The sequence below is a fragment of the Streptomyces sp. NPDC102406 genome, from assembly GCF_044765725.1.
GTDB lineage: Bacteria > Actinomycetota > Actinomycetes > Streptomycetales > Streptomycetaceae > Streptomyces.
Map to the genome: position 1 here is coordinate 193,187 of NZ_JBIWKP010000002.1, position 11,606 is coordinate 204,792.

Consider the following 11,606-nt stretch of genomic DNA (forward strand, 5'->3'; position numbering starts at 1 on the left):
ATGCTCGCGGACATCCTGCCGCCCAAGGTCGCGGTGAAGGAGCTCGGGGAGGACCCGCCCGGCGTCCCGCACCACCCGCACGAGACGGTTCACGTCGCCTCGGCCCGGCCGGAGCGCCGGGCCGAGTTCATCACCGGGCGGCACTGTGCCCGGGAGGCGCTGCGCGTCCTCGGTGTGGAACCCGTGCCGATCCCCAAGGGTGAGCGCGGCGCACCGGTCTGGCCCGCCGGGGTGGTGGGCAGCATCACGCACTGCGGCGGTTACCGCGGCGCCGCCGTGGCGTTCCGCGGGGACGTGCCCGCGCTCGGGGTGGACGCCGAACCGAACGAGCCGCTGCCCGACGGGGTGCTCCGCACGATCGGTCTGCCGGCCGAGCACACCATGCTGTCCACGCTGCCCGCACGGCGCGGGATCGCCTGGGACCGGCTCCTGTTCAGCGCCAAGGAGTCCGTCTACAAGGCCTGGTTCCCGCTCACCGGCGAGTGGCTGGACTTCCTGGAGGCGGACCTGACCATCGACGCCGACGCCTTCACGTTCAGCGCCCGCCTGCTGGTGCCAGGCCCGGTCGTGGACGGCGTTCGCTGGTCCACCCTGCGGGGCCGCTTCACGGTCCGCGACGGCATCTTGCTGACGGCGGTCGCGGACGGGCACGGCTAGGGCGTCCTGCTTGGCGGCGCCGCCCGATGGGTGCGCCGGTCAGTCAGGACGAACAGCGTCGGAGCACGTACTCCGACGGCCGGCAGCGGGCTCGAACAACCACGTTCGTTGACGACGAAGCACCCCGGGCCGACCCGACCGTCCTCGCGGCGGCGCAGCGGAGTCCCGGCCACCGACAGGACCGGAGCGGCCAGGACCGACCCGACCGTGACGACAAGCCGGACTGCCTGGATCGCTCGGCTGCCGGGCCTGTGGGTGCGGTCGAAGTCACGTGCGTGCATCCCGCTCTCGCCGCCCTGTGTCGGCCGGGGCTCGGCGGATGGGCTGCCTGCCTATGGACCCGAAACGGCGCACGAGATCCTGGCCCCGAGAGCCCTGGAAGCCCGCCCTAGCTGTACGGCCCCGTGAGGTCAGGGACCTCCGGCAGGTCTCGCGGCTTGTCGCGCAAGGTCACCGAGGTGGGGAGTACGGCATAGCCGCGCTGGTGCGGGGAGTGCACGCGTCGTGCGTACGTCATGTCGATGTCGTAGTCGGAGATCCGGGCCCCGATCTCCTCCAGGGCAATCTTGATCTCCAGCTTGGCGAGGGCGGCGCCCAGGCAGTAGTGCGGGCCGTGGCCGAAGCTGATGAGCTGGCTGGTGTCCCGGTCCAGGTCGAAGCGGTCGGGGTCGGAGAAGACCCGGCGGTCGCGGTTGCCGGAGGCGGGGAGGATGGCGACCCGGCTGCCCTCCGGCAGCAGGACGTCGTGCAGCACCGTGTCCTCGGTGACGGTGCGGGCGACCATCTGACTGGCCGAGTCGTAGCGCAGGGTCTCCATCGTCCAGTCGTCGGGACGGTGTTCCAGTCCTGCCCGTTTCACGTCGGGGTGCAGCCAGCCGTGGTACCAGGCGTTCCCGATGACCTTGCCCGTCGACTCGTTGCCCGCGGTGATCAGCAGGAAGAGGAAGGCGACGATCTCCGAGTCGCTCAGCGCCCGGCCCTTGACCCGTACGTCCAGAAGGTGCGAGGTGAGGTCGTGGCCGGGGCTGCGCCGCAACTCGGTCACGTGCGCGACGAAGTACGAGGCGAGGCGCAGGGCGGCCTGGACGGAGCCGGCCGGGCGGTCCTCCTCGCCGTCGCCGCGCATGTTCAGCATGTCGGTGTCGGCGCGGATGAGGTCCCAGTCGGCGGCGGGGATGCCGACCATGTCGCACACGATGTCGTTGGGCAGGGCCGCCGCGTAGTCACCGGCGAAGTCGAACTCGCCCTGCTCCAGCAGCGGCAGCAGCCGGTCACGCGCCATCCTGCGGATGCGGGCCTCTTGCCCGGTGACGTGCCGGGCGGTGAAACCGCTGGACACCAGCGTGCGCAGCCTGCCGTGCTCCGGCGGGTCCATGGCGAGGAAGAAACTGGTCTTGTACGCCTCCGGGCCCCACAGTTCGGTCTCCAGGGAGATGCCGTTGCGGTTGGAGAACAGCTTGGGGCTGCGCAGCGCCGAGAGGACGTCCTCGTGCCGGGACAGGGCCCAGAAGTCACGTTCCTCGTTGCGGTAGACCGGCTCGTTCTCCCGCATCCAGGCGTAGACCGGGTAGGGGTCCTCGTGCAGTTCCCAGGAGAACGGGTCGTAGACAGGCCGATCCGCCGCAACGATCACGCTGTCCTGCCTGGCCGAGCTGTCTGTGTGCATCTATACGACTCCATCGCCGGTACGAACAGGGCCCCCTGCGCCCTGCGTCAGGAACTTACGACGCGGACGGCGAGCTGTCCTGTCACGCGAACCGGGGGCTGCCGCGACGGACCGTCCCGACATGTGCTAGGGGCTGCCGAACGTCAGGAACCCCGCCGACCGCGGCCCGCCTCACCTTGTCAGGAGCCATGCATGACCACCCTTGCTCTGCCCGCCACGGACGATCTGCGCGCGCGTGCCCGCGCGTGCCTGGACCGCATCGGCGCAGTGGTACCGGAAGGCGACGACCTGTCGGCCCGGACGCCGATCACCGGGGAGGACTTGTTCGGGCTGAGGGGCAGTGGCGGGGCGGAGACGCAAGCGGCGGTGGCCGCCGCCCACGAAACGTTTCTCACCTGGCGCTCCACTCCGGCGCCGCGCCGCGGTGAGGTCGTGCGCCGCTTCGGCGATCTGGTGCGCGAGCACCACGACGACCTGGCCGAGTTGATCACGCTGGAGGTCGGCAAGATCGGGGCCGAGGCGTACGGCGAGGTCCAGGAGATGATCGACATCGCTGACTACGCGGTCGGCCTCTCGCGTCAGCTCTACGGGCGGGTCATCGCGTCCGAGCGGGCCGAGCACCGGATGGTCGAGTCCTGGCACCCGCTGGGTGTCGTCGGCATCATCTCCGCGTTCAACTTCCCGGCCGCCGTCTGGGCCTGGAACACCACGGTCGCGCTGGTGTGCGGGGACACCGTCGTGTGGAAGCCGTCCGAGCAGGCGTCACTGATCGCGCTGGCCTGCGACCGGCTGCTGGCCCGGGCCGCCGAGGAGTCGGGCGCCCCGGCCGGCCTGCACCACCTGCTGATCGGCGGCCGGGAGACCGGCGAGGCGCTCGTGGACGATCCGCGGGTGGCGCTGGTCAGCGCCACCGGATCGGTGCCGATGGGCCGGGCCGTCGGCCCCCGGGTGGCCGCGCGTTTCGGGCGCTCCCTGCTGGAGCTGGGCGGCAACAACGCGGCCGTCATCACCCCGAGCGCCGACCTCGAACTGACCCTGCCCGCGGTCCTCTTCGCCGCCGTCGGCACCGCGGGGCAGCGCTGCACCTCGCTGCGGCGGCTCCTCGTGCACCGGGACGTCGTGGACGCGCTGCTGCCGCGGCTGACCGCCGCCTTCGAGCAGCTTCCCGTGGGAGACCCGTTCGACAAGGACACGCTCGTCGGCCCGCTGATCTCCCGGGCCCCGCTCGAAAAGATGCGGAAGGCGATCGCCCGGGTCACCGAGGACGGCGGAAAGCTGCTGGTCGGCGGCGACCTGGTCGAGACGTCCGCCGAGTCGGCCGCGTACGTGCGGCCCGCGATCGCGCGGATCGACGGGCACTCCCCCGTGGTGCGGGAGGAGACGTTCGCGCCGCTGCTGTACGTGCTGACGTACGACACGCTCGACGAGGCGATCGCCCTGCAGAACGACGTCCCCCAGGGCCTGTCCGCGAGCATCTTCACGCAGGACCAGCGGGAGGCCGAGATCTTCATGTCCGCCGTCGGCGCGGACACCGGCCTGGTGAACGTGAACCTGGGCACCTCGGGTGCGGAGGTCGGCGGTGCCTTCGGCGGCGAGAAGGAGACCGGGGGCGGCCGGGCGTGCGGCTCGGACGCGTGGCACGCGTACATGCGCCGGTCGACCAGCGTCGTCAACTACTCGGGTGAGGTGGCTCTCGCCCAGAACATCAGCTTCTCCTGACCCCGCCAGGCCGCCACCGTCCCCCAACGCGAGGATTGCCGATGTCTCTCCCCACCACCGGCTCGATCACCCCTGCCCAGGTCCACCCGAGCCTGTCGGCCCACATGCTCGTCGACGGGTACCCGTTCGTCCTCGATCTGTCGCGCAGTCAAGGCAGTTGGCTGGTCGACGCGCTCACCGGGCGGTCGTACCTGGATCTCTTCACCTTCTACGCGTCCAGCCCGCTCGGCTTCAATCCGCCGGACGTGGTGGGGGACGAGGAGTTCGTACGGCTCCTGGCGAAGGTCGCCGCCAACAAGCCGTCGAACGCGGACGCCTACACGCCGGAGTTGGCGGAGTTCGTCACCACGTTCGCCCGTGTACTGGGCGACCCCGAGCTGCCGCACCTCTTCTTCGTCGAAGGCGGGGCGCTGGCCGTGGAGAACGCGCTGAAGTGCGCGTTCGACTGGAAGAGCAGGCGGAACGAGGCGGCGGGGCGGTCCGCGTCGCTCGGCACGCAGGTGCTGCACCTGAAGTACGCCTTCCACGGCCGCAGTGGATACACCCTGTCCTTGACCAACACCGAACCGGTCAAGACCGAGCGCTTCCCGGTCTTCGACTGGCCGCGCATCGACACCCCCGCGGTCCGCTTCCCACTCGACGCGCACCACACCCGGCTCGTCGAGGAGGCCGAGCGGGCGGCGCTGGCGCAGGCCGAGGCCGCGTTCGCCGCGCATCCGCACGACATCGCGTGCTTCATCGCCGAGCCCATCCTGAGCGAGGGCGGTGACAAGCACCTGCGTCCCGAGTTCCTCCAGGCGATGCAGCGGCTGTGCCACGCGCACGACGCGCTGTTCGTCCTCGACGAGGTGCAGACCGGGGTGGGGCTGACCGGAACGCCGTGGGCGTACCAGCAGTTGGGGATCGAGCCGGACGTGGTGGCCTTCGGCAAGAAGGCTCAGGTCGGCGGGGTCATGGCCGGCCGGCGGGTGGACCTGGTGCCGGACAACGTCTTCCGGGTCAGCGCCCGTGTCGGGTCGACGTGGGCGGGCGGTCTCGCCGACATGGTCCGCTCGCGCCGTCTGCTCGAGGTCATCGAACGCGACGGACTGATCGAGCGGGCCGTGTCGTTGGGCGGCCACCTGTTGGAGGGGTTCGGTGCACTGGCCGACCGGTTCCCCGGTCTGCTCTCCAACGCCCGCGGGCGCGGGCTGATGTGCTCCTTCGACCTGCCGTCGGCCGCGTTCCGCGACGCGTTCGTCGACGTCCTGCGGGAGGAAGGGGTGCTCGTGCTCCCCGGCGGTGAACGCACGGTGCGGTTGCGGCCCGCGCTGTCGGTCAGCCAGGAGGAGTTGTCCCTCGCCCTGGACGCGTTCGGCCGGGCGCTCAAGCGCTGCGACGACGGCGCGTAGGAAATATTTTGTTCCCCGCTGGTTCCCCGGACGGGGCGCGTCTGCTAGGCCGTCAGAAAAGTACCTGTAGCTGGTAGATGGCGTAGCCATGTGTCACACAAAACAGCTACAGTTCGAGCGAGACTCGACTGATAACATTCGCATTCGAATCGGGAAGTACGGCTGTGGAAACGCGGTTGACTCGATTGGGGGATGTGCGACCCGGCCGGATCACGAGGCGGCTGCAGCGACACGATCGCATATTGCCGTTGCTCTATATCTGAATACCGATGTGCTGACAAGCAATTGCGGCTACAAGTACGGGGATTCATGATCAGAACCGAAGCAATAACGGCGTCTCCCATCTTCTTGGCCGGACTCGTCCAGGTTCTCGGCGGTTCGGGAATCGACGTGTCGGCACGGTCGTCCCAGGCGAACCCGCCCCGGAGAACCGATGTCGTCCTCCTCGACGCCGAAGTTCTGTGTATTACCTCCTTGCACCAGATCACCGAACTCGCTGCCCAAACACCAGTCCTCGTCGTCAACCACGCGTCCGAGGTCGACTCCGCCCCCTACCTCCGGGCGGGTGCCTCCAGCATCATCCACAAAACCGGATCGGTCACCTGCATGATACGGGCCATTCAGGCTCTCGCCGCCGGTTCCAGACCCTCCCCGTGCCTGTGCGACGCCGACCATTCGGCGCCCGGATCCGCCGGTCCCGTCGCCCAGGAGGAAACGCCACTCCCGGACGGCAACCTCTCCGACCGGGAAAAGCAGGTGCTGCGTCAGATATCCCGCGGCCTCACCCACGGACAGATAGCGACCCGGCTCGGAATCAGCCCGCATACCGTCGACACGTACGTCAAACGCATCCGGGCCAAACTGGGCGTGGGCAACAAGGCGGAACTCACCAGGGTCGCCTTACTCGGTCAGCAGACGGCCGCGTACACCCCCGTCCAGACCCCCGCCCAGTCCGCCGGCCGGACGCACGGCGGCGAGCACCTCCTGGGGCTCGGGCGCTCCCTCGGACAGCTCGCACCACAAGGAGCCGCAGCACGATGACCCCGTCCAAGGCGACTCTCACGCTCAGCATCTCCGAGGCGCGCCGACTCGCGCTGAGCAGACAGCACTTGACCGCGTCCCGGACCGATCCGACACCGGACGGGCTGCGTACCGTCCTGCGCTCGCTGCGCTACCTCCAGCTCGACCCGGTGAACGTGGTGGCGCCCAGCCATGAACTGGTGGTCTGGAGCCGCCTGGGCGCCGAGGCGGGGCCGCACCTGTCCACGACCTGGTGGCAGGACCGCTGGCTCTTCGAGTACTGGGCCCACGCGGCGGCGATCGTCCTCACCGAGGACTACCCGCTGCACCGCGCGACGATGGACGCCTATCCGCCGCCCAACCGGTCCTTCACCCAGGTCTGGCTGGACGCCAACGCGGTGCTGGCCAAGCACGTCCTGTCCCGTCTCGGCGAGGGCACGCCGCTGCCCACGGAGGCCTTCGACGACTGCGCGGCCATGGACTGGCCGTCCTCCGGCTGGACCGCCGGCCGCAACGTCGAGCGGATGCTCACCTTCCTCTGGCTCCAGGGCAAGGTGATGGTGCAGGCCCGCGAGGGCGGCCTGCGCCTGTGGGGACTGCCCGACGCCTGTCTGCCGCCCGACGCCGACCGGCAACCCATGTCGGCCGAGCAGAAGGTCACGACAGCGACCGAGCACACGCTCCGGGCCCTCGGGGTCGCCCGCCCGCTGGACATCAGGCAGTACTTCCTGCGCGGCCAGTACGACGGCCTGCCCGGTGTGCTGCGCGACCTCACCGAACAGGGCAGGGTCATCCCGGTCCGCGTCGAAGGCGGCAAACCGAACGAGACCTGGTACGTGCACGCCGACGCGGAGGCCGAACTGACGGCGATCCGTTCCGGCGACTGGCACGGGCGCACCGCCCTGCTCTCCCCCTTCGACAATCTCGTCAGCGACCGTCGGCTGACCCAGCGGCTGTGGGACTTCGACTTCCGCAACGAGATGTACATCCCCAAGGCCAAGCGGCAGTACGGCTATTACCTGTTGCCGATCGTCCATGACGACCGGCTCGTCGGCCGGATCTCCCCGCGGGTGGAGCGCAAGCGGGACAGCCTGCTGGTCGAGGGCATCCACCTGGAGCCCGGCGTCAAGCCGACGGCCGCGCTGCGCCGCGCGGTCGTCGGGCAACTGGAGGACCTCGCCGCCTTCCGCGGCGTGCGCGACATCGAGTACGGGGAGGTCCTGCCGGACGGCTGGCGGGCCGCGCTCCTGTCGTCCTGACCCGTCCCCACCTCGATGGCACGTCCCCTATTGAGGGGGTTGGCGGCACCAAGCGGGTCCGGGGAAGCTCGGTGCGACGAGCTCTTCGAAGGAGAACCAGCGTGCGACTCACCTCCAGGACCCTGCTGCGAACCCCCTCGCCCATCGGGGCGACGTACGCGCTGCTCGACGAGCGCGACGGGGGCGGGGGCGCCCTGCTCGACCTCGCCCAGGCGGCCCCCGCCCATCCGACGGCACCCTCGGTCGTGGAGCACATCGTCTCCGTCGCCCGGGACGCCCACGGCGCCGACTACGTCGATCTGGCGGGGCTGCCGAAGCTGCGGACGGCCTTCGCCGACGAGCTGTCCCGCGACTACCGGGGCTGCGTCGGGGCGGAGAACATCGTCGTCACCGCCGGCTGCAACCAGGCTTTCTGCCTGGTGACCTCGGCTCTCGCCGAGCCGGGCGACGAGGTCGTCCTGCCGTTGCCGTACTACTTCAACCACGACATGTGGCTGCGGCTCGACGGCCTCACCCCGGTCCATCTGGAGCCGGGAGCCGACCTCGTGCCGAGAGCCGAGGCGGCCGAGGCGCTCATCACCCCGCGCACCCGGGCCATCGCCCTGGTCACGCCCGGCAATCCCACCGGGGTCACGGTCCCGCCGGAGGAGATCGTCGCCTTCGCTCGGGTGGCTGAGCGGCACGGCATCGCCCTGATCCTCGACGAGACATACCGCTCGTTCCGCGGCACGGACGAGCCCCCGCACCCGCTGTTCGCCGAGGCCCGCTGGCAGGAGACGGTCGTCAGCCTGCACAGTTTCTCCAAGGACCTGGCGATCCCCGGCTACCGGGTCGGCGCGATCGTGGCCTCGCCCGCGCTGAACGAGGAGATCATGAAGCTCCTGGACTGCGTCACGATCTGCCCGCCGCGCATCGGCCAGGAGGCCGCCTGGGCCGGGCTCACCGGTGCCGGACAGTGGCGCAGGGAGCGGGCGGCGGAGGTCGTCTCGAAGCGGGACGCGTTCGTCCGGGCCATGGCGCGGCGTCCGGGCGGGTTCGAACTGCTCTCCGTCGGCGGTTTCTTCGGCTGGGTGCGCCATCCGTTCACCGACCGGCCGACCGACGCCGTGGTGCGTGAACTCCTGCTGAAGCAGGACGCTCTGGTGCTGCCCGGCACGGCCTTCCATCCCGCGGACCACCGCACGCTGCGGGTCAGCGTCAGCAACGTGGCGGAGAGCGCCCTGCACGACTTCGCCGACCGCCTCGCGGCAGTCGGCGGGTGAGCGGTCGGTATCAGTAGATGACGCGGTCGCCGGCCGCGGGACGCCAGGCCCGGGAACCCCGCAGATTGCGGGTGATGTTGAGCCTCTTCAGCCAGCGGTCCGACCCGTCGTAGCGGGCCCGGAACGACTTGCGGCCGTGCACCGAGCGGAAGTTGTCGATGAAGACGAGGTCGCCGGGGAGCAGCACGACGTCCTTCATCGCCCGCTCGATCTCCTCGCACAACTGCTTGAACGCCTGTTGGCTGCGCTCCGTCCACCCCGAGGGGTCCATGTGGTACGGGTCGAGGGCCATGTACGGGTCGCTGCGGTCGCCGTAGAGCAGGGGCCGCTTCTGCGGGTTGTCGTTCCACTCCTGGATGAGCCGGAAGCTGCGCTCGCGGAGCTTGTCGATGCCCGGGTCACCGCAGGACGCGAGGCCCTGCTGCGGCTGGTGCGAGTTGTCGGGCATGACGGTGAACTCCGCCTCGAACAGGGCGTCCACGTCGATGTCCGACCAGTCCATGTCCGGCACGGTCGACACGACGGTCTCCACCGCGTCCGGGTTCTTGAGGCACATCAGCGCCACGTAGTCGCCCCGGCAGGGGTGGAAGGCGTCCTCCGTGTGCCACGAGAGGTGCTGGAGGCTGTTGGAACCGATCTCGTAGTTCTCGTGGCCCTTGATCGGCAGGACGTCGTGCATGATGCGGCCGTCCTGCTGCGTCGCCCAGCCGAAGACATCGCCGAGGGCGGTGGCGCACAGCAGGAAGAAGATCTCCTGGCGGAAGGCCGGCGAGCCGAACTGGCTGTCGCGCCAGTGCTCGGGCGTCGGGCCCAGCTCGGCCTCGGCCACGTCCAGGCCGGAGATCCGGCAGAGCGCCGACGGCTCGTCGAAGCGGAATTCCTCCAGGAACGACAGGAGGTGTGGGGGCAGCGCCTTCGCGAGCACGGGAGCCCGGCGGATGAGTTCGGGGTTCTCGATCGTGTCGTACGTCGTCGCCAGCGCGGCAAGCATCGGCGTGAGCGCCGCGTTGTCCTCGGGTGTGAGCGCCAGGTCGTGCATGGGCTTTCGTCCTCCACCTTCCCGCCGCCGGTGCTCTCCACCTGCGGTCCGACGTGAACGGACCGGAGTCTAGGCGCGGAGGGGAAAGGCTCGCGGTCCCCCTTAGAGGGGACAGGCGCACAGGGCTCGACTCTCCCTATATTTTCGGCAACGTGACAGTTCCTGCGGAGCCCAATCGCGCTTTCGTGACGCCCGAATCGGTTCATCAATACGGCGAGCAGAAGGCATCCGGGGACCTATTGAAGGGCTGAGGATGACCGAAATTGTCAATCTGACGACAATGGAAGTTGACGCGCTGATGGACGTCGACGGTGGGCTCAATCTCACCGACGGACACGCCCGGCTCGTTCTCACACCACAGCAGTCCGACATTGTCGCCCGCATTCCTCACATGTTCGTGGAGGCCACCCGCCGGCCGTTCTCCGAGATCGAACTCGCGGCGCACAAGGCATTCTTCGGCGCGGTCGGACAGCACAGCGCGCCGGTCGGCACCGGACGGATCCTCAGTTGCTACTCGTCGACGCTCGCCACGGACATCGTCGCCCGCGCGCTGCCGGCGGGGGCGACGGTCGCGGTGCTGCACCCGACGTTCGACAACATCGCCGACCTGCTGCGGACCCGTGGTCTGGAGCTCGTCCCGATGTCCGAGGAAGCCCTCCTCGCCAAGCAGTGGCCGGGCGCCCCGGTCGACGCGATCGTGGTGACGCTGCCCAACAACCCGACCGGTCTGATCACCCCCGAGGGGCATCTGCGGTCCCTCGCGGAGCACGCCGCGCGGCACAACCAGATCGTCATCATCGACGCCAGCTTCCGCGGTCAGGTCCGCGACGCGCAGTACGACACCTACGCGGTCCTCGACGCCGCGGGCTGCGCCTGGATCACCATTGAGGACACCGGCAAGCTCTGGCCGACGCACGAGCTGAAGATCGGCATGCTCGCGTACAGCGAGCGCACCGACCTGCCGATCGAGTACGCCTTCTCCGAGTCGCTGCTCGCGGCCTCACCGGTCGTCCTGCAACTCATCACGGAGCTGGCCGGGGACTGGGTCGACGGCGGCTACGAGCGGGCGCGCGATCTGGTCGAGCAGAACCGCGCCATGGTCAAGGAGACGATCGGCCAGGTCGGCCTGCAACTCGCCGACCCGGACTCGCAGATCAGCGTGGCGCGCATCGAACTCCCCGCCGAGGGCCCCGACTCCGCGGTCCTGCACAAGGAGATGCTGGTGCGCGGTGTCCACGTCCTGCCGTGCGCGCCGTTCCACTGGGCCGACCCGGAGAGCGGTCTGCGCTTCATCCGGGTCTCGCTGGCCCGGCCGTTCGAGACGGTGCAGAAGGCCGTGCAGACGATGGCGGAGGCCTACCGGGACCTGGCGCCCGCCCCGTCGGCACGCTGACGACCCCAGCACGCACGCGTAAGGCGGCACCACCCGCTCAAGGGTGGTGCCGCCTTACGCGTCGCACGGCCCACGGACGAGGGGGCGGCGGGGCGGCCGGCCCCCCCCCCCCGCGCGGTACGGCCCCGAGTGCGTGTAGGTGCGTAAGACGAAAGTCGGGGCCGCGACCGACGGGCCGCCCGCCCCCCGCCGGGGGGCGC

General features: G+C 69.9%; 9 protein-coding genes. 7 read left to right on the forward strand and 2 right to left on the reverse strand.

Annotated features, from left to right (window positions below; genetic code table 11):
- A complete protein-coding gene (locus ACIRF8_RS09405; RefSeq protein ID WP_404212662.1) occupies positions 1–657 on the forward strand; it encodes a 4'-phosphopantetheinyl transferase in 657 nt (218 codons plus the stop codon).
- A 388-nt stretch (positions 658–1,045) separates the two neighbouring features.
- Here the strand turns inward: ACIRF8_RS09405 and ACIRF8_RS09410 are convergent, their stop codons facing one another.
- Positions 1,046–2,323: a cytochrome P450 gene (locus ACIRF8_RS09410; protein WP_404212664.1), complete on the reverse strand. Its 1,278-nt coding sequence runs from the start codon at positions 2,321–2,323 to the stop codon at positions 1,046–1,048.
- Positions 2,324–2,515: 192 nt separating this feature from the next.
- Here ACIRF8_RS09410 and ACIRF8_RS09415 point away from each other — a divergent pair, with 192 nt between their 5' ends.
- From ACIRF8_RS09415 to ACIRF8_RS09435, 5 genes are all read left to right on the forward strand, one after another.
- The gene (locus tag ACIRF8_RS09415) at positions 2,516–4,042 is read left to right on the forward strand and encodes an aldehyde dehydrogenase family protein (protein ID WP_404212666.1); all 1,527 of its coding nucleotides are present in this window, start codon (positions 2,516–2,518) and stop codon (positions 4,040–4,042) included.
- A 41-nt stretch (positions 4,043–4,083) separates the two neighbouring features.
- Positions 4,084–5,433 carry an L-lysine 6-transaminase gene (gene lat / locus ACIRF8_RS09420; protein WP_404212668.1) on the forward strand — a complete coding sequence of 450 codons (1,350 nt, stop codon included), beginning with the start codon at positions 4,084–4,086 and terminating at the stop codon, positions 5,431–5,433.
- A gap of 474 nt (positions 5,434–5,907) precedes the next feature.
- A complete protein-coding gene (locus ACIRF8_RS09425) occupies positions 5,908–6,474 on the forward strand; it encodes a response regulator transcription factor (RefSeq protein ID WP_404212670.1) in 567 nt (188 codons plus the stop codon).
- Positions 6,471–7,712 (forward strand): winged helix-turn-helix domain-containing protein, encoded by a 1,242-nt coding sequence (locus ACIRF8_RS09430; protein WP_404212672.1) that lies wholly within the window; start codon positions 6,471–6,473, stop codon positions 7,710–7,712. Before ACIRF8_RS09425 ends, ACIRF8_RS09430 begins: the two co-directional genes overlap by 4 nt.
- Before the next feature lie 101 nt (positions 7,713–7,813).
- Positions 7,814–8,974 (forward strand): aminotransferase, encoded by a 1,161-nt coding sequence (locus ACIRF8_RS09435; protein ID WP_404212674.1) that lies wholly within the window; start codon positions 7,814–7,816, stop codon positions 8,972–8,974.
- A 10-nt stretch (positions 8,975–8,984) separates the two neighbouring features.
- Here the strand turns inward: ACIRF8_RS09435 and vioC are convergent, their stop codons facing one another.
- Complete coding sequence (vioC, locus tag ACIRF8_RS09440; protein ID WP_404212676.1) at positions 8,985–10,013, reverse strand: arginine beta-hydroxylase, Fe(II)/alpha-ketoglutarate-dependent; 1,029 nt, start codon at positions 10,011–10,013, stop codon at positions 8,985–8,987.
- Positions 10,014–10,293: 280 nt separating this feature from the next.
- Between vioC and ACIRF8_RS09445 the strand changes: the two genes are divergently transcribed.
- Complete coding sequence (locus ACIRF8_RS09445) at positions 10,294–11,406, forward strand: aminotransferase class I/II-fold pyridoxal phosphate-dependent enzyme (protein WP_404212678.1); 1,113 nt, start codon at positions 10,294–10,296, stop codon at positions 11,404–11,406.
- Positions 11,407–11,606: the final 200 nt, after the last annotated feature.